18 protein-coding genes are annotated in these 22,934 nt (G+C 74.6%); 5 read left to right on the top strand and 13 right to left on the bottom strand.

The window, feature by feature from the left end; translation table 11 throughout:
• From AB0B41_RS24655 to AB0B41_RS24645, 3 genes are all read right to left on the bottom strand, one after another.
• A partial coding sequence (locus tag AB0B41_RS24655) for a CoA transferase (protein ID WP_358207181.1) occupies window positions 1-1,230 on the bottom strand: 1,230 nt, incomplete at its 3' end.
• A gap of 52 nt (window positions 1,231-1,282) precedes the next feature.
• Window positions 1,283-2,071, bottom strand: a complete 789-nt coding sequence (locus tag AB0B41_RS24650; protein WP_358207179.1) for a GIDE domain-containing protein — start codon at window positions 2,069-2,071, stop codon at window positions 1,283-1,285.
• A gap of 91 nt (window positions 2,072-2,162) precedes the next feature.
• A complete protein-coding gene (locus AB0B41_RS24645; RefSeq protein ID WP_358207177.1) occupies window positions 2,163-4,487 on the bottom strand; it encodes an FHA domain-containing protein in 2,325 nt (774 codons plus the stop codon).
• Window positions 4,488-4,640: 153 nt separating this feature from the next.
• Here AB0B41_RS24645 and AB0B41_RS24640 point away from each other — a divergent pair, with 153 nt between their 5' ends.
• Window positions 4,641-6,131 (top strand): long-chain fatty acid--CoA ligase, encoded by a 1,491-nt coding sequence (locus tag AB0B41_RS24640; protein WP_358207174.1) that lies wholly within the window; start codon window positions 4,641-4,643, stop codon window positions 6,129-6,131.
• Window positions 6,132-6,147: 16 nt separating this feature from the next.
• Here AB0B41_RS24640 and AB0B41_RS24635 read toward each other — a convergent pair whose 3' ends face one another.
• The 7 genes from AB0B41_RS24635 to AB0B41_RS24605 form a co-directional block, all read right to left on the bottom strand.
• Window positions 6,148-6,852: an alpha/beta hydrolase gene (locus tag AB0B41_RS24635; RefSeq protein ID WP_358207172.1), complete on the bottom strand. Its 705-nt coding sequence runs from the start codon at window positions 6,850-6,852 to the stop codon at window positions 6,148-6,150.
• 64 nt (window positions 6,853-6,916) lie between these two features.
• Entirely contained in the window at window positions 6,917-9,109 is a 2,193-nt protein-coding gene (locus AB0B41_RS24630; protein ID WP_358207170.1) for a phage holin family protein, read from the bottom strand.
• Window positions 9,106-9,807: a DedA family protein gene (locus AB0B41_RS24625; protein ID WP_358207168.1), complete on the bottom strand. Its 702-nt coding sequence runs from the start codon at window positions 9,805-9,807 to the stop codon at window positions 9,106-9,108. Before AB0B41_RS24625 ends, AB0B41_RS24630 begins: the two co-directional genes overlap by 4 nt.
• A 7-nt stretch (window positions 9,808-9,814) precedes the next feature.
• The gene (locus AB0B41_RS24620; RefSeq protein ID WP_358207166.1) at window positions 9,815-10,720 is read right to left on the bottom strand and encodes an MBL fold metallo-hydrolase; all 906 of its coding nucleotides are present in this window, start codon (window positions 10,718-10,720) and stop codon (window positions 9,815-9,817) included.
• Window positions 10,721-10,749: 29 nt separating this feature from the next.
• The gene (locus AB0B41_RS24615) at window positions 10,750-12,105 is read right to left on the bottom strand and encodes an ATP-dependent 6-phosphofructokinase (protein WP_358207185.1); all 1,356 of its coding nucleotides are present in this window, start codon (window positions 12,103-12,105) and stop codon (window positions 10,750-10,752) included.
• 274 nt (window positions 12,106-12,379) lie between these two features.
• Window positions 12,380-12,802 carry a TIGR03618 family F420-dependent PPOX class oxidoreductase gene (locus AB0B41_RS24610; RefSeq protein WP_358207164.1) on the bottom strand — a complete coding sequence of 141 codons (423 nt, stop codon included), beginning with the start codon at window positions 12,800-12,802 and terminating at the stop codon, window positions 12,380-12,382.
• A gap of 7 nt (window positions 12,803-12,809) precedes the next feature.
• Window positions 12,810-13,718: an EamA family transporter gene (locus AB0B41_RS24605; protein ID WP_358207162.1), complete on the bottom strand. Its 909-nt coding sequence runs from the start codon at window positions 13,716-13,718 to the stop codon at window positions 12,810-12,812.
• Between the two features lie 69 nt (window positions 13,719-13,787).
• Here AB0B41_RS24605 and AB0B41_RS24600 point away from each other — a divergent pair, with 69 nt between their 5' ends.
• Complete coding sequence (locus AB0B41_RS24600) at window positions 13,788-14,657, top strand: LysR substrate-binding domain-containing protein (protein ID WP_358207160.1); 870 nt, start codon at window positions 13,788-13,790, stop codon at window positions 14,655-14,657.
• Here the strand turns inward: AB0B41_RS24600 and AB0B41_RS24595 are convergent.
• Window positions 14,635-17,094: a PEP/pyruvate-binding domain-containing protein gene (locus AB0B41_RS24595; protein ID WP_358207158.1), complete on the bottom strand. Its 2,460-nt coding sequence runs from the start codon at window positions 17,092-17,094 to the stop codon at window positions 14,635-14,637. The two genes, AB0B41_RS24600 and AB0B41_RS24595, sit on opposite strands and share 23 nt — an antisense overlap.
• Before the next feature lie 205 nt (window positions 17,095-17,299).
• On the opposite strand from AB0B41_RS24595, the gene AB0B41_RS24590 reads away from it, so the two are divergent.
• Both AB0B41_RS24590 and AB0B41_RS24585 read left to right on the top strand, forming a co-directional pair.
• Window positions 17,300-18,706 carry an MFS transporter gene (locus AB0B41_RS24590; RefSeq protein ID WP_358207156.1) on the top strand — a complete coding sequence of 469 codons (1,407 nt, stop codon included), beginning with the start codon at window positions 17,300-17,302 and terminating at the stop codon, window positions 18,704-18,706.
• A 51-nt stretch (window positions 18,707-18,757) separates the two neighbouring features.
• Window positions 18,758-19,261 carry a helix-turn-helix domain-containing protein gene (locus tag AB0B41_RS24585; RefSeq protein ID WP_358207154.1) on the top strand — a complete coding sequence of 168 codons (504 nt, stop codon included), beginning with the start codon at window positions 18,758-18,760 and terminating at the stop codon, window positions 19,259-19,261.
• Window positions 19,262-19,641: 380 nt separating this feature from the next.
• Here AB0B41_RS24585 and AB0B41_RS24580 read toward each other — a convergent pair whose 3' ends face one another.
• On the bottom strand, window positions 19,642-20,028 hold the full coding sequence (locus tag AB0B41_RS24580) for a VOC family protein (protein ID WP_358207152.1): 387 nt from the start codon (window positions 20,026-20,028) through the stop codon (window positions 19,642-19,644).
• Window positions 20,029-20,038: 10 nt separating this feature from the next.
• Window positions 20,039-20,596 carry a carboxymuconolactone decarboxylase family protein gene (locus tag AB0B41_RS24575; protein ID WP_358207150.1) on the bottom strand — a complete coding sequence of 186 codons (558 nt, stop codon included), beginning with the start codon at window positions 20,594-20,596 and terminating at the stop codon, window positions 20,039-20,041.
• Window positions 20,597-20,965: 369 nt separating this feature from the next.
• Here AB0B41_RS24575 and AB0B41_RS24570 point away from each other — a divergent pair, with 369 nt between their 5' ends.
• A complete protein-coding gene (locus AB0B41_RS24570; protein WP_358207148.1) occupies window positions 20,966-22,930 on the top strand; it encodes a 3-oxoacyl-[acyl-carrier-protein] synthase III C-terminal domain-containing protein in 1,965 nt (654 codons plus the stop codon).
• The last annotated feature ends 4 nt before the right edge of the window (window positions 22,931-22,934 follow it).

The raw sequence follows: 22,934 nt of genomic DNA, 5'->3' as shown, positions 1-22,934 counted from the left end.
GTGACCGTGCCGACGGTGGATCGCGGGTTGGCGCCCATCCGCTCCTGGTCGACGATGATCGCGGTGGTCAGGCCGTCGAGGAGTGTCCGCGCCGAGGGCGGGTGGCGTGCGGCGGTAGTCCGGCGGGGTGGCGGAGTAGTCGACGGGGTTGCGGACCCCGCCCGGCCCGCCGCCGGGGTGCACGACCGGGGCGAGGCCGAGGCTCTCGGCGAGCTCGACGCCCTGGTCCACGGTGTTGATCGGGCCGCAGGGCACGCCGGCCGCGCTCAGCACGTCGAACCACTCCTGCGCGCCCTGGGTGGCGAGCTTCTCGAGCAGCAGGGGGCGCAGCTCGTCGCGGTGCCGGGTGCGCTCGACCATCGACCCGAAGCGCGGGTCCTCGAGCAGCTCGGGTGCGTCGATCGCGGCGCAGAGCCGGCGGAACTGGTGGTCGTTGGCGGCGATCACGATCAGCTCGCCGTCGCCGGTGGGCAGCGGCTCGTAGGGGAAGAGCGAGAGGTGGGCGTTGCCCATCCGCTTCGGTACCACGCCGCCCGCGACGTACGCCGAGGTCTGGTTGACCAGGCTCGACAGGGCCGCGGACAGCAGGTTCGTCTTCACGTGCTGGCCCTCGCCGGTGGCGTCGCGGTGCCGCAGCGCCGCCAGGATCGCGACGGCGGCGTGCAGCCCGGTCATCACGTCGAACACCGCGACGCCCGCCCGGTACGGCGTGCCGTCCGGGTCGCCGGTCAGGCTCATCAGGCCGGACGTCGCCTGGATCAGCAGGTCGTAGCCGCCGAGCTTCGCGCCGCCCTCGTCGCCGAAACCGCTGATGGAGCAGTAGACGACCGACGGGTTGGTCCCGCGCACGGTGTCGACGTCCAGGCCCCACTTCGCGGTGGAGCCGGGCATGAAGTTCTCGATCAGGACGTCCGCGCGGGCGGCGAGCTGCTGCGCGACCGCCAGGTCCTCGGGGTCCTTCAGGTCGAGCACCACGGAGTGCTTGTTGCGGTTGATCGAGAGGTAGTAGGTGGCGACCGGGCCGTCGGGGCCGTCGACCGTGGGCGGCTGCCAGGTGCGGGTGTCGTCGCCGGTCGGGCCCTCGACCTTGATCACGGTCGCGCCGAGGTCGCCGAGCAGCATCGTCGCGTAGGGGCCGGCGAGGACCCGGGAGAAGTCGGCCACCACCACCCCGGCGAGCGGGCCGGACGGCGTGGGTTCGTCGGGGTCGAGCGGGGGGAGATCAGCCACGGCCCGACTCTAGATACCGGTCCGGCCGCGACGCGAGGTCGCGACCGGACGGCTACAGGACCGCGAGCACGACCAGCGCGAGGCCGGCGAGCGCGAGGCCGGCGCCGATCCAGGCCCAGATGCGCTGGCCCGTGCGGGCGGAGTCGGTCAGCTCCTCCTCCGTCCTCGTGGACATGACGAAGGGCGAGCCGTCGCGGGGCGCGCGGATCACGAGCGGGCCGTCCCGGTCGTCGACCTCGCCGAGCACGTACATCCGCGTGCCGGGCCGCAGCACCCACTCGGTGTGCTGGTAGCCGATCGTCTCGTCGCGGTCGCCGCCGGCCAGCGCGCCGAGCACCGAGATCGCCCCGGCCAGCGCGCCCTGCGGCTGGTGGTCGTGCGCGGGCTCGAACCGGTCGACGACGGTCTCGACGCCGTCGGGCCGCCGCCCGCCGTGGTCGACGCCGACGGTGTGTCCGTCGCGCAGCAGCGCCCAGCCGTGCGGGGAGCTGATCTCGGCGACGGTCTCGGTGCGAGTGGTGACGCGGGTGTCGCCGTCCGGGTCCCGGTCGTAGTGCTTGTAGCGGCGCTGGACGCGGTGCGCGTGCCACACGCAGTCGACCCCGGCCAGCTCGGAGCGCAGCAGCCCCACCGGCGCCGCCGCCGTCTCGCCGACGACCTCGCACACCTTGCGGAACTGCCCCGGCCCGGTGAGCTCGGCCGAGATGCCCTGCAGCTCGAGCAGCTCGGGCACCGAGAGCGTCTCCGCGGCCATCATCGCGTGCACCTTGCGCCGGGACCGGGTCGCGGCCCACAGGCAGCCGGCGGCGGCCAGCAGCAGGATGATCCCGAACCAGACCATGGTCGTCGTTCCTCTCGTGAAGCGGTGAGGGGAACGCTAGGGAGCGCGCGGGGCCGGCGGAGGTGTGCTGGCACCACACCCGGTGTGCGGGCTACCGGCGTTTCCGCACGGGGTCCAGCCTCCGCAGCACCAGCCCGGTCGCGACGGCGAGCACCACGGCCATGACCACCAGCACCCCGGCGCCGAGCAGCCAGTGCGCGGCGTCGTGCGTCCAGAGCGGGTCGGCGCCGCCGCGTGCGGTCCGGTTGAGGTCCGCGGTCGCCGCACCCATCGCGAAGGCCCAGCGGGACGGGACGAGCCAGGCCAGCTGCTCCAGGCCGGCGTAGCCCGCCACCGGGAAGAGCCCGCCGCTGACCACCAGCTCCAGCATCAGGACCAGCACCAGCAGCGGCATGCCGCGATCGGCGTTGCCGATCGCCGCCGAGATCACCAGTCCGGCCAGCATCGTCACGACGGTCACGCCGACGACCGCCAGCAGCACCTCCAGCAGGCCCGACCCGAGCACGACCGCCGAGTCGGGCCCGGGTCGTCCCGCCAGCGCGAGCAGCGTGAACACCGCCGCCTGCAGCCCGGTGACCACGCCCAGCACCAGCAGTTTGGACAGCAGGTACGCCGGTAGCGACAGCCCGATCGCCCGCTCGCGGACGTAGACCGGCCGCTCCTTGACCAGCTCGCGGATCGCCGCTGCGACCCCCATCAGCGCCCCGCCGAGCACCAGGACGAGCATCAGCTGGCTCGGTTGGGCCTGCTGCAGCTCCAGCGCCCGGGTCGTACTCAGCCCGGAGTCCCCCGGGACGAGGCGCGCGAGGGCCGCGAGGACCAGCGGGAGCGCCACGAGGAAGATCGCGTACTGCCGGTCGGCGGCGATCACGGCCAGGTAGCGGCGGCACAGCACGCCCAGCTGTGCGCCGAAGCCCTGCTGGCGCGGCGCCACCTCCGGCGCCGCCCGCTCGACGACCCTCGGCATCCCCGCCGTCGGCTGCGCGACGTACCGCGAGTGCTGCCGCGACTCCCGGTACCGGGCGGCCAGGGTCTCCCCCGGCACCCGCTCCAACAGCAGGAACATCTCGGCGTAGTCCGGCGCGCCGAAGTACTCCAGCGCCTCCCGCGGCGGCCCGAAGAAGGCGACGTGCCCGCCGGGGGCGAGCACCAGCAGCCGGTCGCAGAGATCGAGGTTGAGCACGCTGTGGGTCACCACGACGACCGTGCGCGCGCCGTCGGCCAGCCCGCGCAGCGTCTGCATGACGGACTTGTCCAGGCCCGGGTCCAGGCCGGACGTCGGCTCGTCGAGGAACAGCAGGCTCGGCCGGGTCAGCAGCTCGAGGGCCACGGAGGTGCGCTTGCGCTGGCCGCCGGAGAGCGTGTCGATCCGCTGCCCGGCCTGCCCGGTGAGGTTCAGCTCGGCCAGCACCTCGTCGATGCGGCGCTCCCGGTCGGCCTCCGGGACGTCGGCGGGGAAGCGCAGCCGGGCGGCGAAGCGCAGGGCCCGACGGACGGTGAGCTGGGGGTGCAGCACGTCGTCCTGCGGGACGAGGCCGATGCGGTGCCGCAGCTCGTCGTACTCGGCGTAGAGGTCGCGGCCCGCGTAGCGAACCTCGCCGACGTCGGCCGGGCGGGAACCGGTCAGCGCGCGCAGCAGGGTCGACTTGCCCGCCCCGGACGGCCCGACGACGGCGAGCAGGCTGCGGCCCGGCAGCGCGAAGGAGACGTCCCGGAGCAGCGTCTTCCCGGAGTCGGTGGTCACGGAGGCGCCCTGGACGGAGAACCCGACGTCGCCGGTGTCCTCGGCCGAGACGAGCCGGTCGCCCTGCAGCTGCAGCAGCGCGTGCCCGATGCCGACGACGTCGCGCGGAGTGATCTCGGCGGAGGTGACCCGCACGCCGTTGACGAAGGTGCCGTTGCCGCTGTCCAGGTCCACGATCCGCCAGCCGGCGCCGCTGCGGTGCAGCTCGGCGTGGCGGCGGGAGACGAGGAGGTCGTCGAGCACGACGTCGTTGTCCGGCAGGCGGCCCACCGTGAGCCGGGTGGTGAGGACGTGCCGGACGGAGGTCTGCCCGCCCTGCCGGGCCAGGACGTCGGCCGGCCTCGGGGTGGCCGGCGGCGGTGGCGCCGGCGGTGCGCTCACCGGCAGGACCTGCACGACCGCGGAGTCCGCGGTGTCGCCGAGCCGCACCGAGACCGGGCCGGCGAGCGGGAGGGTCGTGACCCGCCGGCCGTCGACCCACGTGCCGTTGCGGGAGGCGTCGGTGAGCGTCCAGCCCTGCGGCGTGTGCTCCACGATCACGTGCCGGCGCGAGGCCCGCGGGTGCCCGACGTCGAGGTCCGCCTCCGGGCCCCGGCCGATCACGAACGGGCGGCCCGGTGGGACCGGCAGCCGCCGCCCGCCGACGACGATCTCCAGCGGGGGCGGCGTCATGCGCGGACGATATCGGGCGGACCGGACGCCGTCACCGCACCCGGCGGCGCCCGGATCGTCCGGTTGCGCACCCCACCCGAGTGTGTGCACCCGGGGAGGGGGGCCGATAGGGTCCCCGGCACGCTACCCGTCCGTAACCCCGGAGAGTCGACGATGACCAACCTGGCCGCGAACCTCGTCGCGACCGCGCGCGACCACGGCGACCGCACCGCCGTGAAGCTCGACGAGTACGTCCTGACCTACGCGCAGCTGCACTCCGCCGCCGCGGCGGTCGCCGGGGACCTGAAGGAGCGCGGGATCAACCCCGGCGACCGGGTCGGGCTCGTGCTGCCCAACGTCCCCGCCTACCCGGTGCTGTTCTACGGCGCGCTGCTGGCCGGCGCCGTCGTGGTGCCGATGAACCCGCTGCTCAAGGCGCGCGAGGTGGAGTACTACCTGGGCGACTCGGGGATGTCCCTGGTCTACGGCTGGGACGGCTCCGGCGACGTGGTGCCCGAGGCCGCGAAGGCCGTCGGGATCCCGGGGATCGTGGTGCCCGCGACCGGACCGACCGAACTGGGCGGCACCCCCGCGCCCGAGGCCGTCGAGCGCGCCGACTCCGACACCGCCGTGATCCTCTACACGTCCGGCACCACCGGGCAGCCCAAGGGCGCCGAGCTGACCCACCACAACCTCGACTCCAACGCCCGCACCACGGTCGAGACGCTCATCGAGATCAGCGCCGACGACGTGATCATGGGCTGCCTGCCGCTGTTCCACGTCTTCGGCCTGACCTGCGGGCTCAACGCCGCCGTCGTCGCCGGGTCCACGCTCAGCCTGATCCCGCGGTTCGACCCGTCCAAGGCGCTGCAGGTCGTCGCGCGGGACAAGGTCACCGTGTTCGAGGGCGTGCCCACAATGTACGCGGCGATGCTGCACTCGCCCGACGCCGAGGGCGCCGACATGGCCTCGCTGCGCACCTGCATCACCGGCGGCTCGGCGATGCCGGTGGAGATCCTCAAGTCGTTCGAGAAGCAGTTCGGCTGCGAGATCTTCGAGGGCTACGGGCTGTCGGAGACCGCGCCGGTCGCCTCGTTCAACCAGCCCGGCCGCCCGCGCAAGCCCGGCACCATCGGCTTCCCGGTGCGCGGCTGCGAGATGCGCGTGGTCGACGACGAGGGCCGCGACGTGCCGGACGGCGAGCCCGGCGAGATCGCCATCCGCGGCGAGAACGTCATGAAGGGCTACTGGAACCGGCCCGAGGCCACCGCCGACGCCATCCCGGACGGCTGGTTCCGCTCCGGCGACATCGCCACCCGCGACGCCGACGGCTACTACACGATCGTCGACCGCAAGAAGGACCTGATCATCCGCGGCGGCTACAACGTCTACCCGCGCGAGGTCGAGGAGACCCTCTACGAGCACCCGGCTGTGGCCGAGGCCGCCGTCGTCGGGATCAAGCACGCCGAGCTCGGCGAGGAGATCGGCGCCGCGGTCGCGCTCAAGCCGGGCCAGGAGGCCGACCCGGAGGAGCTGAAGAACTTCGTCAGGGACCGGCTCGCCGCCTACAAGTACCCGCGCGCGGTCTGGCTCGTCGACGCCCTCCCCAAGGGCCCGACGGGCAAGATCCTCCGCCGCGAGGTCGAGCCGCCGGCGGACGTGTAGGCCCGGCGCATCCGGTTCAGGCGAGGAGGGCGGCGGCCGTGCCCTCGGGGTCGGTGACCATCGCGTCGTGCCCCGTGGGCAGGTCCCGCCACTCCCAGCCCTGGTCCTTCACCACCTGGCGGGACGACGCCAGCGCCGGGTAGACGGGCTGCGTGCAGTGGACGTAGGTGACCGGCAGGCCGGCGCCGAGCGGGCCGTCGAGCGCCAGCGGTTCGCGGTAGCTGCGCAGCGGGTGCGGGGTCATGCGCCGCTCGACCCACGCGACGTCGTCCGGGTCGGTGACCCCGAAGGCCTCGGCGGGCGGCGGCGGGAGCGCGAGACCGTGGCCGCGCCGCTTCGCGTCGAGCTCCCGCTGCCGCACGACGTCCTCGGGCAGGGCGTCGAACGCGCGCCGCCCCGCCTCGACCACCAGGCCGTCGAGCAGCACGATCCGCCGGATCCGGTCCCGGGCGCGGTCGGCCGCCCCCAGCACGGGCAGCCCGCCGAAGCTGTGCCCGACCAGCAGGACGTCGGTGAGCTCCTCGGCCTCCAGCACCGCCGTGACGTCCCGGATCATGGTGGTGAGCCCCACCTCCGGGGTGAGCAGGTGGGCGCGCTCCCCCAGGCCGGTCAGGGTCGGGGTGAACACCTCGTGCCCCGCCGCACGGAGCAGCCGCGCCACCGGGCGCCAGCACCACCCGCCGTGGCACAGCCCGTGCACCAGCACGATCGGCTCGCCCATCGCACTCGCCCCCTCGCGACCCGCCACCCAGCCTGCCACCGGCACCGTCGTCGAGGAAGCGCCCTCACCGCACCTGCGCGGCCCGCTCCTCCACCTCGGCGGGGCGGGGGGTCGGGCGGTCGGCCGAGGGTTCGGGATGGCCGAGGTCCGTGAGCCAGCCCCGGAACACCCGGTGCAGGTGCTCGGCGCCGACGATCTCGCCGGGGTCGGCGAGCTCGGAGGGCGCGAGGAGGAAGCCGCGGCTCTGCGGGCCGCCCATCCCGCCGTGCGAGCCGACGTGCGGTTCGAAGGGCGAGGCGTCGTCGGTCGCCGGGTCGTAGCGGCTGTTGATCATGATGTCCGGGCAGTGCGGGAAGGTGTCCACCCGGCTGATCAACGACGCCGCGTGCTCGCCGTAGTCCGCCAGCGGGTCGTCGCCGATCACGGTGCCGCTCGCGAGCCGGTGCACGCCGTCCCGGCCGAGCACCACGGCGCCGTGCTCCCGGCTGCGGACCAGCACGAACCCGATCCCGGGGTGGTCGACGAGCGAGGGCAGCAGGTCGGGGAACTCGCGCTCGATCGTCTCGAGCTCCACCCGTCCCTCGTGCTCGGTGAACGACACCATCGCCACGTGCCCGGACGCGCACACCACGACCCCGGGCGCCGCCCGCACCACCTCGCCGGGCTTCCCGGACTCGGTGCGGTGCCTCGCGGGCGAGGCCCCCGCCTTCTCGACGCGCGCCCGCAGTCGTCGGGCCACGAACCCCCCGCCCGACGACGCCTCGGCCAGCGCCGCCCCCACCTGCCAGCCCTCCGCGGCGCGGCGGCTGGAGCGCTCGGCGGGGGTGCGGCCGAAGAGCCGCCGGCGCGGGCGCGGCGGCGGGCCCCCGCACAGCCGGCCGACGTACTGCTCGATCGACTCGCCGAACCGGTCGGCGAAGGCCTGGCCCTGCGTCTGCCCGTGGTCGGACAGGCACACGACCAGGTACGGCCGCGGCGCGAGCTGCGCGGCCCGGTGCAGCCGGCCGATCTGCTGGTCGATCGTGCGCAGCACCGCGAGGGAGTCGAAGCGCTCGATGCCCGAGTGGTGGGCGACCTCGTCGTAGCCCAGGAAGTCCGCGTAGGCGACGGGCCGGCCCGCGAGCATGTCCTCGATCAGCGCGGACACCACGACGTCCCGCGCGATCACCGTGGTCCCGGGCCGGGCGAGCGGGTAGAGGCCGCCGCGGTGGGTGCGCGGCCGGACGTCCGCCCGCCGCTGGGCGGACGCCTCGACGACCTCGCGCACGGCGTCGACCAGGGCGCCGGCGAAGGTGCGGATGCCGTTGACCGGGTTGGCGAAGTAGGCCCAGTACCCGCCGCCGACGTGGTCGCGCCGCCGCGCCGAGCGCCTGCCGCCGAGCACGGTCACCGTGCTCATCGTGAGGCTGTAGTGCGGGGCGTCGCCGGTGAACAGGTTGCCGCGGCTGGCCCCGTCGACGGCGAGCAGGCCCCGCCCGTCCGAGTGCCGCCGTTCGATCTCGGCGGCGTCGGCGGGGTGCGCGCACGCCATCACGTGGTCGCGGTCCTTCTCGTACCAGCGGAAGCCGAGGATGTCGTGGTTGTTCCCGTGCAGGATCCCGGAGACGCTGGCGCCCGTCTGCGAGCTCCAGTCCGTGGTCCAGTGCTGCAGCGTGTGGCTGCCCTCGGCGAGCCAGCGCGCCAGCGTCGGCACGGTCCCGTCGCGGACAGCACGGCGCGCGGTGTCGTGGCCCAGCCCGTCGATCTGCAGGAACAGCACCCCGGGCGTCTGCTGCTCGGGCGCCGCCGAGCGCCGGCTGCGGCGGACCGCGCGGCGGAAGAACAGCTCGTCCTCGTCGATCGCCAGCAGGCTCGTGGCGACGGCGTTGACCACCGTCATCACCACGACCACCACGAACGCGGTGCGGATGTTCGTGAGCTCCACACCCGGGACGAGCCAGAAGATCGCGAGCACCGCCGCGGCGAGCAGCACGAAACTGCCGAGGCCGAGGGTGAACAGGGCGATCGGCAGCGCCACCCGCAGCACCAGCGGCCAGACGACGGCGGTGAGCAGGCCGAGCAGCAGCGCGCAGACCGTGGGCTGCCACCAGCCGGCCATGGCGAACCCGGTGAGCCAGACGTCGAGCAGGTGCAGCGCCGCCGTGACCAGCGCCCACACCAGCACGACACGGGCCACCACGCGCCCGCCGCGCAGCAGCGGGCCGCGCTCGACGGGCGTCGCGCGGTAGTCGCGGACGATCGGGCCGGTCCGGTTCACGGGCGCTCCTGGTCGGTCGGCGGCGGCAGCGGGCCGCGCCGCGCCGGGCCGGCCGCGGGATCGATCATCTCCCCCGGCTTCTCGGGGACGACGTCCGGGGCACGCCGGGCACGCCGTCGTCGCACCAGCCGGGCGATCCCCGCGGACAGCGCGCCGACGAGGAGCACGAGCACCGCCGCGCCGAGGGTGGCCACGAGCGGGTTGTCGAACAGCCCGCCGGAGAGGATGCCGAGCAGCGCGTAGGCGACCGCCCACACCAGGCACGCGACCAGCGCCGACGGCAGGAACCGGCGCCACGGGTAGCCCAGGGTGCCGGCGGCCACGAGCGCCGGGATCCGCCCGGCGGGCACCAGCCGCCCGACGACGATCAGCTGCCATCCGTGCCGCGTGAACCGCACCCGGGCCCGGGCGAGCTGCTCCGGCGTCTGACCGCGGGCGACGAATCGCACCGCCGCTTCCCCACCCAGCCGAGCGACCCCGTAGGTCACGACGTCGCCCACGAACGCGGCCAGGGTCGACGCCAGCAGCACCAGCGGGAGCGACAGGTGCGTGGTCGTCATCGCGACGGCGGCGGCCGCGCCGACGACCGCTCCCGTGGGCACCACCGGCACGACCGACCCGAGCAGCACCCCGCCGATCAGCACCGGGTAGCCGATGGCCTGCGGGTTCGTCCAGTCCGCGGCGAGGGCGCCCGTCACGCGGACATCATTCCCGGTGCCCCTCGCCCGGCCCGCCGTCGCCCTGCACGAACGGCCCGTTCGTGCGGTAGGTCCGCAGGAACGGGCCGTTCGTGCGATCGCCGGGGTCGGGAGCGGTGCCGTCGAGTGGCACGTCCTGCCCCGGCCGGGCGATCGTGATCGTGCTGGTGCTCCCCCGCTTCCGCGCCGCGACGGCGAACCGGTGCGGCGGGTCGTGCAGCAGCGCCCGCATCCGCGCGCCGTGCCCGGCGGGCGCCCGGGTCAGCCCGGCGACGGCCAGCGTCCCCCAGTGGACCGGGACGGCGAGCCGGGGCCGCAGCACGTCGACGGCCTCGGCGGCCCGCTCCGGGTCGAGGTGCCCCGGGCCCAGGTTCGGACCCCAGCCCCACACCGGCAGCAGGGCGACGTCCAGGCCGAGCGCCCCGAGGTCCGCCATCCCGTCGAACAGGTCGGTGTCGCCGGCGGCGTAGACGCGCAGGCCGTCGGCCTCCAGGACGTGCCCGAGCGCCGGCGACTGCGGCCCGCGGGTGGAACGCGGGCCCCACCGGTGCCCGCTGTGCGCGGCAGGCACCGCGGTGACCCGCAGCCCGCCCTCGCGGATCTCCTGCCCCACGTCGATCTCCTCGACCCGCCGCACGCCGCGCCGGCGCACCCACTCGGCCGCTCCGCGCGGCACCACGACCCGGGTGTCGGGCCGGAGCAGCCGCAGCGAGGGCGGGTGCAGGTGGTCGCCGTGCAGGTGGGAGATCAGGACGAGGTCCGCGTCGGCCCAGTCCTCGGCGCGCAGCGGCGGCACCACACGTCGCAGCAGCGACACCCGCGGGGTGAGGACGGGGTCGGTGAGGACGACGCGCCCGCCCAGCTCCAGGCGGGTGGTCGAGTGGCCGAGGAAGCGCAGGGCCGGGTGGTGCACGCCCACCACAGTAGGTGGGCGCGGGGTGCTCAGGCGCCGAAACGGACCGGCTGCCCGGTGGACTCGAGCACCGCCTGCCACAGGTCGCCGTGCGGGTCGACCTGGTTGCGCTTGCTCACCGCGAGCGGCATCGGGATGTGGACGAAGCGGCGCCGCACCCGCCCGACGACCATCGCGGTGCGCCCCGACATGGCCGCGTGCACCGCCGCCTGCGACAGCCGGACCGTGTACACGCTGTCGTACGGGTTGGCCGGCACGGAGCGGATCGCGTAGCTGGGGTCGATGTAGCGCACCGACGTCTCGATCCCGGCCTCGTCGAAGTGGTCCTCGATGCGGTCCCGCAGGTACCGGCCGATGTCGCCGAGCTTGCGGTTGCCCGAGGCGTCCGTGGTCGAGCGGCTGGCCTGGGCCGCCTCCAGCAGCTCCTGCCCCGCCCCCTCGGCGACGACGACCACGGCGTGCCCGCGCTGCTCCACCCGCCTGCGCAGGTGCGCGAGCAGGCCGGTGTCGCCCTCCAGGGCGAACGGGACCTCCGGGATCAGCACGACGTCCGCGTCGCTGCGGGCCAGCGCGGCGTAGCAGGCGATGAAGCCCGAGTGCCGGCCCATGAGCTTGACCAGGCCGATGCCGTTGGCCGTGGACTTGGCCTCGACGGTGACCGCCCGGATCGAGTCCGACGCCCGGGAGAAGGCCGTCTGGAAGCCGAAGCTCTGGTCGATGTACGGGATGTCGTTGTCGATCGTCTTCGGCACCCCGACGACCGCGATCTTGAGGTTGCGCTCGGCGATGACCCGCTCGATGCCCATGGCGCCGCGCATGGAGCCGTCGCCGCCGATCACGAACAGGATGTTGATGTGCATCCGCTCGAGGCAGTCGACGATCTCCTCGGGGTCCTGGTGACCGCGGGAGGTGCCGAGCACGGTGCCGCCGTCGACCGCGATGTCGCGGACGTACTGCGGGGTGAGCTCCACCTCGTCGTAGCCGTAGCGGGAGATGAAGCCCTGGTAGCCGTTGCGGAAGCCGACGACCCGCCGGACCCCGTAGTGGTAGGTCAGCGTGCGGACCAGGCCGGCGATGACGTCGTTGAGCCCCGGGCAGAGCCCGCCGCAGGTCACGATCCCGGCGCGGGTCTTCGACGGGTCGAAGTAGATCTTGCGCCGCGGCCCGCAGGGCTCGAGGCCCGGCAGCTGGTCGATCGGCACACCGCGGGCGGTCACCCGGGCGATGGTGTCGTCGAGCAGGACGCGGTCGTCCTCGTCGACGTAGTGCTCGGTCGTCTGCCGCGCGTCGAGCAGGTCGAGCATCGGGGAGTCGATGCGGCTGGTCCCGAGCCTGCGGATCTCCAGGTCCGCCTGCGTGACGGCCTGCGTCCGCGAGAAGTGCACGACGTTGTCCGGCGCGTCTGGCGCGCCGGCCGTGCTCGCGCCGTCGACGGTCGCGTCGGCCGTGCTCGCGGCAGGTTCCTGTGCGCTGCTCACCGTGTCCCTCGGTCCTCGCGTGCTGGTGCGTGGTCTGCGTGCTGTCCTGCGCTGCCCGACACCGGATCGTGACGGTGCGCCGGACGGGCCGGCCCGCGACGGTGGGGACTCCTGACCCTGGAAGTGCGTACAGCGTGCCCGATCCGGACACGGACCGACAGGTCCGCGCTACGGGATCGGTTCAGACCATACCCAGGACGCGGTCGACGCGGATCTCGATGACCACCCGCTCCGGGTTCGGCCGGGGCACGCGGAAGCGCGCGGCGTAGCGCTGCTCGGCGTCCCGCACCGACTCGGGGTCGTCGCGGACCACGGCGACGCCCTCGAGCGTGGACCAGCGGCGGCCGTCGTGCTGCGACACCGCGACGCGGGCGCCTTCCGGCCCGGCCTCGACGACGTTGCGGGCCTTCTGCGAGCCGCCGCGGCAGATCACCCGGGCGAGGCCCTCCTCGACGTCGATCGTGACCCCGACCGGCACGACGTGCGGCGTCCCGTCCTTGCGCAGGGTGACCAGGGTGCCGAGGTGCCGCTCGGTCCAGAAGGAGCGGAAGTCCTCGGAGACGACGTCGGGGGCGAGCCGGGTGCGGAAGGGGCGTGCGGTCACGCCCGCATCATGCCTCGACGGGTGTCGACCGCCGGCCGCCCCACCGGACCGCGCCCGCGCAGGCCGCGACCACCAGCGCGATCGCGACCGCGCCGACCGGGGTGAGGGCCTGCCCGAGCACCAGCGCCCCGGCGAGCGCCGCGACGGCGGGTGAGAGGCTCATCACCACGGCGAAGGTGTTCGCGGGGACGCTGCGCAACGCCACCAGCTCCAGCGAGTAGGGCAGCAGCGAGGAGAGCACGGCGACGGCCGCGCCCCAACCCAGCGCGACCGGGTCGAGCAGCGCGGCCCCGACCCCGGCGATCCCCAGCGGCAGGGCCAGGGCGGCGGACACGGTGAGGGCGAGGGCCAGGCCGTCGAGCTTCGCGAAGGAGCGGCCCGCCCGCTGGGCCAGCACGATGTAGCACGCCCACAACGCGCCCGCGAGCAGCGCGAACCCCACCCCGACGACGTCGAGCCCGGTGAACCCGCCCTCCCCCAGCAGGGCGACGCCGGCCAGCGCGAGCACCGCCCACAGGGCGCCGAGCAGGCCGCGCCCGGTGAGCACGGACAGCGCGAGCGGCCCGAGCACCTCCAGCGTCACGGCCGCGCCGAGCGGGATCCGCGCGATCGCCTCGTAGAAGCAGATGTTCATGCCGCCGAGCGCCAGCCCGTAGCCGAGGACGGTGAGCAGGTCGCCGCAGGTGCGCCCGCGCAGCCGCGGCCGGCACACCAGCAGCAGAACGAGCGCGGAGATGCCGAGCCGGAGCGCCACGGTGCCGTTCGCGCCGAGCCGGGCGACCAGCAGCGCCGCCACGGCCGCGCCGAACTGCATCGAGAACTCGCCGCCGACCACCAGCCCGATCGCCGTCCGGCGCCCGGGACCGGTCGCGCCGGGGGTCGAACCAGTGGTCGGGCGGGCGGCGAGATCGGTCACCCGCTCGACGCTAGGAGCCGGATCCGCCGCCGGGAAATGCCGGTTCAGCGGTGGTTATGCTCCTGAGGCATGAGCGCGGACCTGCGACACCTGCGGGCCTTCCTGGCCATCGCCGAGGCCGGCGCGATCACCCGCGCCGCGACGCGGCTGCACGTCGGCCAGCCCGCGTTGTCACGCACGCTGCACCAGCTCGAGACCCACCTCGGGGTGCGGCTCGTGGAGCGCTCGACCCACCACCTCGCGCTGACCCCGGCCGGTCTGGCGTTCCGGGAGCGCGCCGAGCGCGCGGTCGAGGCCGTCGACGCACTGCTCGACCCGGCCCGGGCCGGCGAGTGGCTGCGGGTGCCGCTGCGTCTCGGGCACGCCTGGTCGGCGCTGGGCGGGCGCACCCCGGAGCTGCTGCGCCGCTGGCGGGCCGAGCACCCCGACCTGCCGCTGGAGCTGGTGCAGATCGACGCCCGCACGGCGGGGCTGGCCGACGGCCGGGTCGACGCCGCGGTGCTCCGCGGGAGGGTGCGCGTCCCGGGTACGCGCGTGGTGCGGCTGCCGGACGAGACGCGCATGGCGGCGGTCCCCGAGGGTGGTGAGCTGGCCGCCCGCCCGTCGCTCACCCTGGCCGACCTCGCCGGGCGGACCGTGGCGGTCAACGACGTCACCGGCACCACCACCGCGTCGCTCTGGCCCGCCGACGCCCGGCCCGACGTCGTCCGGGTGGCGACGACCGAGGACTGGCTGGTCGCGATCGCCTCCGGCGGGGCCGCGGGCGTCACCCCGGCCGCGACCTCGGAGCTGCACCGCTTCCCGGGCGTGGCCTACGTGCCCCTGACCGACGCCCCGCCGGTCCCGGTGTGGCTGGTCTGGGCCGACCCGCCGACGCACCCGGCCGTGCCCCGGCTGGTGGAGCTCGTGCAGGAGATCACGGGCGCCCCAGCAGGGTGACCGTGCCGGAAGAGCCGTCCACCAGGACCCGGTCGCCGGTGCGCAGCCGCGTGGTGGCGTCCCCGCAGCCGACGACGGCGGGGATGCCCAGCTCACGGGCCACGATCGCGGCGTGCGAGAGCGGCGCCCCGACGTCCGTGACCACGGCGGCGACCACCGGGAACAGCGGGGTCCAGCCCACGTTCGTCACGGTCGTCACGAGGATCTCGCCGGGGTGCAGGGCCGCGCCGTCGGCCACGTCGGCGAGCACCCGCACGGTGCCCTCGACCACCCCGGCCGCCCCGCCGAACCCGGTGACCGCGCCGGCGGCGGACACGGGTGCGGGCGGGCGGCCCTCGACGAACAGGTCCGCCCGCCGGTGCGGGTCCGCCGCCCAGGCGAAGGGGTCGAAGGTCCCGCGGATCACGGCGGGGTACGGCGGCAGGGCGTCGTAGGCCTCGAACACGGTGCGGTTCCGCGCGGCGCGGGCGGCGGGCGCGTCGGCACCCGGCTCGAGGGCCCGCAGCAGCGCGTCGAGATCGAGGAAGAACACGGCGTCGCCGAGCCCGGTCACCTCGCCCGCCCGCAGCGCCCAGGCCCGGAGCACGCCGAACACCCGCACCACATCGGACCGGGTGCGTTCGCGGCCGCCGGCGGCCCGGATCCAGCGGTCCACGGCCTTCCGCGCGCCGCGCACCCGCCGCGGGTGCTCGCGGCGCAGCCGGTCCCAGGCCTCCTCGCGGGCTCGCCGTTGGCGCTCCAGCAGCTGGGCGGGGCCCGCGCCCGCGGCCCGCAGCCGCCCCAGCTCGCGCCGCACCCACTCCGGGTCCTCGGCGGGGCGCGGCGCCGACACCTCGAACTCGCGCGGGCCTCGGTGCCCCCACCGCCGCAGGTACTCCGCCTCGGACAGCTCCCCCGCCTCGACCCGGGCCAGCCCGACGACGGGGCCGAGGCTCTCCAGCTCCCCGCCGGTCGCGAGGGCGGCGGCGTCGGCCGGCCCGAGCAGCCGCTCCAGCCGGGCGCGGGCGCCGAGCAGCGCGCGCGGGTCGCTGCGGCCGGCCACCTGCAGCATCCCGCTGGCGCGGACGAGGAGGGGCTGCAGCTCGGCGGTCCACGCCGTCCGCAACCCGGCGGCGTCGAGCCCCGCGACCCCGGCCGCCAGCGCCGCGCAGTGCGCCGGGTTGCCCTCGACGTACGCGTCGACGTGCGGCTTCTCCCGCCGCACGGTCCGCAGCACCTCGCGCACCGCGGGCAGCAGGACCCGCAGCGCCGCCCGGCGATCGAGCGCGGCGCGCGGGACCCGGACCCCGGCCGGGATCCGCCCGAAGGCGCTGCCGACCAGGCGCACGAACAGCCCGCGCGGGACGCCGACCAACCCCGCCAGCGCCGACGCCGTCGACAGGTCCATGTAGGCGCGCCCGCCGATCCGCCCGTAGGCACGCAGCCCTGGCAGCGCCGAGGTCGTCATCGCGTGCGCGGAGAAGATCTCCAGGAAGGACCAGGTCAACGGGGTGATGGTGCCGGGCACGGCCTCACCGAGGTTGCCGTTGGTCCACAGGTGGTCGCGGCCGCGCGAGTCGTTCCACGGGTCGCGGACCGTGGTGATCGGGCGGGCCTGCAGCAGGGCGAACCGCCCCTCCGCCCGGGCCCACTCGACGTCCGTCGGGCCGCCGTACAGGGCCGCGACACGGCGGCCGAGGGCGACCAGCTCGGCCACGCGCGCGTCGTCGAGCACCGGGGCGCGGCGCAGCTCGTCGGGCACGGGCTGCTCGACCGTCCCGGCGTCCGTCCGCACGGTCCGGACGGCCTTGTCCGCGGTGCGGCGCTCACGGACGGCACCGGTGGCGGCGTCGGCGACGACGGCATCCGGCGTGACCAGCCCGCCCACGACCGCCTCCCCGAGGCCCCACGCGGCGTCGACCCGCATCCGGCTCTCGTCGCCGGTCACCGGGTCGGCGGTGAACAGCACCCCGGCCGACTCGGCGGGAACCAGCTCCTGGACCACCACGGCGATCTCGGCCCCGTCGATCCCCGCGCGGTCGCGATAGGCGACCGCCCGCCCGGCCCACAGCGACGCCCAGCAGCGCCGGACGGCGTCGAGCACCCCGTCGGCGTCGCGGACGTCGAGCACGGTCTCCTGCTGGCCGGCGAAGGACAGCCCGGGCAGGTCCTCGGCGGTCGCCGACGACCGGACGGCGACCGGCGGGCCGCCGAGGGCGGCGTAGCCGGCCCGGACGGCGGCGGCGAGGTCGTCGGGCAGCGCGGTCGTGAAGTCCTCCGGACGCGGCCGCTCGGGGAGCCCGGCGGCGTAGCGGCGGTAGGCGGCCGTCGTGACGACGAAGCCCGGCGGCACCGGCAGCCCCGCCCGCACCGCACGGGCCAGTGCGGACCCCTTGCCGCCGGCCTCCGCGAGGTCGGTCGCGCCGGGCGCGTCGAGCGGGAGGACGAGGTCCGCCATCCCGGAACCGTAGCGCCCTCCGTATTCCCCAACGACCGTTCAGCGTGAGTTACTTGGCAAAGGCAAGGTTTCGCCTTGCCACGGAGTCGGGGGCCGTGGTCACCTGGTCGAGCACCCTCTCGTGGACGGAGACCCACACCTCGTGAGTGCCGATCTGGCCGAATCGCCCGCCTCCGCCGCAACCGGACAGCATGCTCGCCCGACCGTGGCGATCCTGGTACTCGCGTCCTGCGGCCTGCTGGTGTCGCTCATCCAGACGATGGTCGTGCCCCTGCTGCCGCAGTTCCCGCGGCTCATGTCGGTCTCCCCGTCGACGGCGGCGTGGCTGGTCACCGCCACCCTGGTCGCCGGCGCGGTGTCCGCCCCCGTGCTCGGCCGGCTCGGCGACATGTACGGCAAGCGGCGGATGCTGCTGATCTCGATCGCGCTGATCCTGGCTGGCTCGGTCATCGGGGCCGCGGCGCCCAACATCGTGCTGCTGATCGTGGGCCGGGTGCTGCAGGGCGTGTCGTTCGGCGTCATCGCGCTCGGGATGAGCCTGATGCGGGACGTGCTGCCGCCCGCACGGGTCGGCAGCGGTGTCGCGCTGATGAGCTCCTCGCTCGGCGTCGGCGGCGCGATCGGGCTGCCGATCACCGGCCTCGTGGCGCAGTTCACCTCCTGGCGCTGGCTGTTCGCCGGCGCGGCCGTGGTCGCGGTGATCCAGCTGCTGCTCGTGTCGCGGCTGGTCCCCGAGTCGCGGGTGCGCACCGGCGGCCGGTTCGACGCCGTCGGCGCCGTCGGGATCGCCGCCGCCCTGGTCTGCCTCCTGCTCGGCATCTCGAAGGGCACGGAGTGGGGCTGGACGAGCCCGACCGTCCTCGGCCTGTTCGGCGCGGCCACCGTGGTGCTCGCGGTGTGGGCGCGCTGGGAGCTCGGCCGGCGCGCCCCGCTCGTCGACCTGCGCGTCTCGGCCCGTCCGGCGGTGCTGATGACGAACGGCGCCACCGTGCTCATCGGCTTCTCGATGTTCGCGACCTTCATGCTCGCGACCCAGATCCTGCAGGCGCCCGTCGAGACCGGGTACGGCTTCGGGCTGTCGCTGCTGGTCGCCGGCGTGGTGCTGCTGCCGATCGGCGGGTCGATGGTCGTCTTCTCGTCCGCCTCGGCGATCATCTCCAGGATCCGCGGGCCGCGGACCACCCTGATCCTCGGCACCGCGCTCCTGGCGGTCGGCAACGTCGGGTTCGCCATGCTGCCGACGTCGGAGCTGCTGCTGATCGGCACCGCGACCATCGGCGCGATCGGGGCCACCCTCGCCTACTCCGCGCTGCCGCTGCTCATCATGCGGGCCGTCCCCGAGACCGAGACGGCCGCGGCGAACAGCCTCAACACGCTGATGCGCCAGCTGGGCACCTCGACCTGCACCGCGGTGGTCGCGGCCGTGAGCACCGCGCTCGTGATGGACGTGGGCGGCGAGACGCGGCCCGCCGGCACCGCCTACACCGTGGTCTTCCTGGCCGCGGCGGTCGCCGCGGTGCTGGCGATGGCGCTCGCCGCCGTCACGCCGGCGCCCGAGGGCGTCACCGACCCGCGCGACGACCCCGCCCTGGCGAGCCGGGCCGCAGCCTGAGGGTCGCCGGGTTTCTGGCGGCAACCCAGCCGCGCGGCTACCCTGGCGCGCATGACGTCCGCAGCGTCTGCACCGTCGCCCGGATCGGCCTGGACCGACTTCGACAGCGGCACCTGTTCCGTCGCCCGCACGGCGGCGCTGATCGGCGACGCCTGGACCGTGCTCGTGCTGCGGGACATGTTCAACGGCGTCCGTCGGTTCGACGACCTGGCCGCGCACCTCGGCATCGCCCGCAACGTGCTCACCCGCCGGCTCGGCGGCCTCGTCGACGCGGGCCTGGTGGAGAAGGTGCCCTACCGCGAACCGGGCCGCCGCGAGCGCCACGAGTACCGGCTCACGCCCGCCGGCAAGGACCTGCGCGTCGTCATGACGGCGTTGCGGGACTGGGGCGACCAGCACCTCGCCGGCGAGGCGGGCCAGCCCATGGTGATCCGGCACGCCGACTGTGGCGCCGAGGTGCACGCGGAGCTGCGCTGCGAGGCGGGGCACCTGATCGAGCCCCGCAGCAAGCTCACCTCCGACCCGGGCCCCGGCGCCCGCCTCCGCTCCGCCTGACGGGCGCAGCAGGGACCCACGACGCGCCCAGGGGCCTCTCCTGGTCGCAGTATGGATCCATAACGCGCCCCGGCGCCCCTCCCGGACGCAGTACGGATCCATAACGCGCCGGGCGCCGCTCGGGCCGTCGAGGTTCGCCGGCACCAGGACGCGACCGCCGCTCGCACACCGGCTCAGGGGCGACCGCACACCTGCGGTGTGTGGCCTCCGTTCTCAGCGGACCGTCACCCCCACGCCGAGCAACATCCTCGAGCCGAACCCACCCCGGCGACCGAAGACCTCCGGCAGGCCGAGCGACTCTCGCCTGCCGGAACCCCCCGACCGAACACCCCGCCGGCCGAACACCCCGCCGGCCGAACACCCCGCCGACCGGGCGCCCCTCACTCCCCGCGGGTGTCGCGGCGGAGCGGGTGTTCCGGGGGGATCTCCACGATCCCGATCTTCACCCCGTCGGGGTCGGTCACCCACATCTCGTCGAGCCCCCAGGGCTCGCGGCGCGGCTCCCGCACGATCGTGGCGCCGCGGTCCGCCAGCTCCTTGTGCGCGGCGGCGATGTCGCGGACCTGCATCCACAGCGCGACGCCCGTGGGCTCGGTGCGCGGCCCGGCGGCGTGTCCCGACACCTCCAGGAACCCGCCGCCGAGGAAGAACACGGTGCCGCCGGGGAACTCCCGGTAGACGGCCAGCCCGAGCACGTCCCGGTAGAAGGCCGTGGTCACGTCCGGGTCGGACGGGCGCAGCAGCACCCGTCCGGCGAGGATCTCCATCTCGGCGAGCCTACCCAGCGGAGGGCCGTTCCACGCGCGCCGCGGGCAGGCCGTCGGGCCCGGCGGGGGCGTCGGGGTCGATCCGGAGCGCGGTCATGATGCGCGCGAGGCCGAGATAATGCGCAGCGGTGAGTGCGATCTCCACTATTTCCCGCTCCGAGAACTCCGCCGCGAGTGCCGCATAGTTCTCGTCGGACACTTCGCCGTCGCGCACGAGCGCTGCGGTGAATTCGAGGGCCGCCCGGGTACCAGGGTCGAAAGTCCCCAACTCGTCCCGGTCGAGGGCCTCGATCTGCTCGGCGGTGCCGCCGGCGGCGAGGGCGATCGGCACGTGCTGCTCCCACTCGTAGCGCGCGGCGAGTCGTCCGACCTGGAGGATCACGAGCTCGCGCAGGAGCGGGTCGATCGCGAGGTCCGCGAGGATCGCGCCGCCGAACTTCAGCCACGGCCGGAAGGCCGTCTCCGCGTGCGCGAGCATGCGGAAGACGTGCAGCGGGGGCATCTTGCCGAGCGTGGAGGCGACGGCGGGAGGGGCGGTCTCGGGGGTCAGGTACGTGACACGGGCCATGCCCGTGGACCCTAGAGCGGATCGGCACCCGGTGCCACAACCGACGATCCGTCCACACGGGACTGCGTCCACTCAGGATGGTGTCACGTCCTTGATCTGCACCGATCCGTACCCGCCCCAGCGAACGCACAGGTAGAACCATTGAGTAGAACTCGTCGGTAACATTTCCTCGGATCCCCAACAATAGGTATCAGCAGACGGGTGAAGAGCCAGGTCACGTTCCGATCTCCGGTCAATTCCCGCTACGGTTCCCTCACCGCCGAAGCACGAAACCATCCGGGTCGTCGCGCCGCCGTCCGCCGCGCCGACCTGTGTTTCCGCCTTGTTCGGCCCACGTTTCGACCAACGTCGCCGCCTGGAGGCACCCGTATGAAGCCGTTCGTGGTCAACCGCCACGGCCGCCTCGTGTTCCCCGCGAACTTTTCGCCGGATCTCGATTTCTCGGTTCTCGACACGCTCGACGGCGCGGCCGCCGTCATCGGCCGGGACTTCGAGTCCAAGGCCCCCACCGGGACCGAGATCGCCGAGCGCGTGGCCCGCGGCGCGTACACCCGCCGGTACGACCTGCTGCGCGACCTCGGCCAGAACCTGTTCTGGGTCAACCGCTGGGCGCTGACGATGTACGAGAAGCGGCCCACCCGCTGGCGCGACCTGCCGCGCACCCGGGACGACGTGTTCCTGCCCGTCGTCACCCCGTGGGTCGACGGCGAGCGCAAGGCCGCCGCCGTCGTCGAGGCCTGGCAGTCGCTGCCCGAGGGCCGGTACCCGGAGGTCGAGGAGCGGCTGTTCGCCCTGCTCAACGACGTGTACGGCAATCGCAAGCACCACGCGACGGACCTCGAGCCCGTCAAGCCGACCGTCGCGGAGTTCCTCGCGCAGCCCGGCGCCCTGACCTTCGTCCTGCCCGACCTGGAGCCGGACTATCCGACCTTCTCCCCGACCGAGATCCTCGACGCCCACGAGGAGGCCCCCGAGCTGGAGGCCCTGTCCCGCTGGGCGATGGTGCTGCACAACCAGTACCCGTGGACCCGGTCGCGGACCGAGCTGCGCGAGGCGTCGGCGATCGGCGACGACGAGGTCGTCATCGCGTTCCACCCGCGCACCCGGGAGGTGGCGGCGTTCCTGGACCGGGTCCGCAACGGAGCGCCCGTCCGGACCCGCCCCTCCCGGCCCGCCGTCACGCCCGTCGCGCCGGCCACGCCGCTCGAGCCGGTGAAGGTCGCCGAGACGTTCGCGGTCAAGCCGACGATCGAGTCGCTGGCGGTCGTGCGCGGCGAGCACGTCTGCGAGAACACGGACGTCGTGCGCAACACCAGCTTCTCCTGGTCGCCGATGAGCGCCGCGGAGATCACGGCGAAGACCGGGATCGAGCGGCGGCGCTACTCCGAGCACGACATCGGCGAGCTCGCCCTCGCCGCGGCCGACGCCGCCCTCGCCCACTCCGGCCGCAAGCCGGAGGAGATCGGCGCGGTCCTCGTGGCGACCTGCACCAGCGACCGGCTCATCCCGTCGCTGGCCACCTGGCTCTCCGGCGAGCTCGGCCTCCTGCAGACCCACTGCTCGGCGGACATCGTGGCGGCCTGTGCGGGCCTGCCCTACGGCCTCGCCGAGGCGGTGCGCCAGCTGCAGGAGGTCGGGCGACCGGTGCTGCTGGTCTGCGTCGAGAAGTTCAGCGACAAGATCGGCGGGGTCCGCACCTCGCGCATGATCTTCGGGGACGGCGCGGCCGCCCTCGTCGTCGCGCCCGCGGCGGAGGGGTCCGCGGGCGACGTCGAGATCCTGCAGACCTACGCGAGCGGTCCTCCCTCCCAGGTCAACTCGATCATCTGGCCGAACCCGGAGTTCGACAACGACATCACGGTCTACGGCCCCGAGGTGAAGGCCCTCGTCGCCCGCTACCTCGAGCAGATGATCGGCGAGCTCGACGCGCTGCCCGGCCCGGACGGCGGGAAGCTGCTCGACGCCATCGAGCTGATCGTGCCGCACCAGGCCAACCGCACGATGATCGTGCAGCTGGCCGAGAAGGCGGGGCTGAGCGCGGACCAGCTGTACTTCAACATCGGCGACATGGGCAACGTGTCCGCCGCGTCGATCCCGATCGCGCTGTTCGACGCCGTCCGCGACGGTGTCATCGACCGCCCCACGCGGGTCTTCGCGCCCGGGTTCGGGGCCGGCGCGGTGGGCGGCTACGCCGTCCTCACGGTCGACCCCGCCGTCATGGCGCCGGAGGTCGTGCTGCCGCCCGCGGTGCGGGACCGGTCGACAACGGTGTTACCACGGAATCCGGTCGCCGGAACCTCCGTGGAGGATGTTCGCGCGGCGTTCGGGGCGTAGCAGG

It is taken from the genome of Pseudonocardia sp. NPDC049154 (assembly GCF_040648315.1).
Lineage (GTDB): Bacteria > Actinomycetota > Actinomycetes > Mycobacteriales > Pseudonocardiaceae > Pseudonocardia.
Note: the sequence above shows the minus strand (reverse complement) of the source record. Positions and strands in the feature narration are given on the sequence as shown.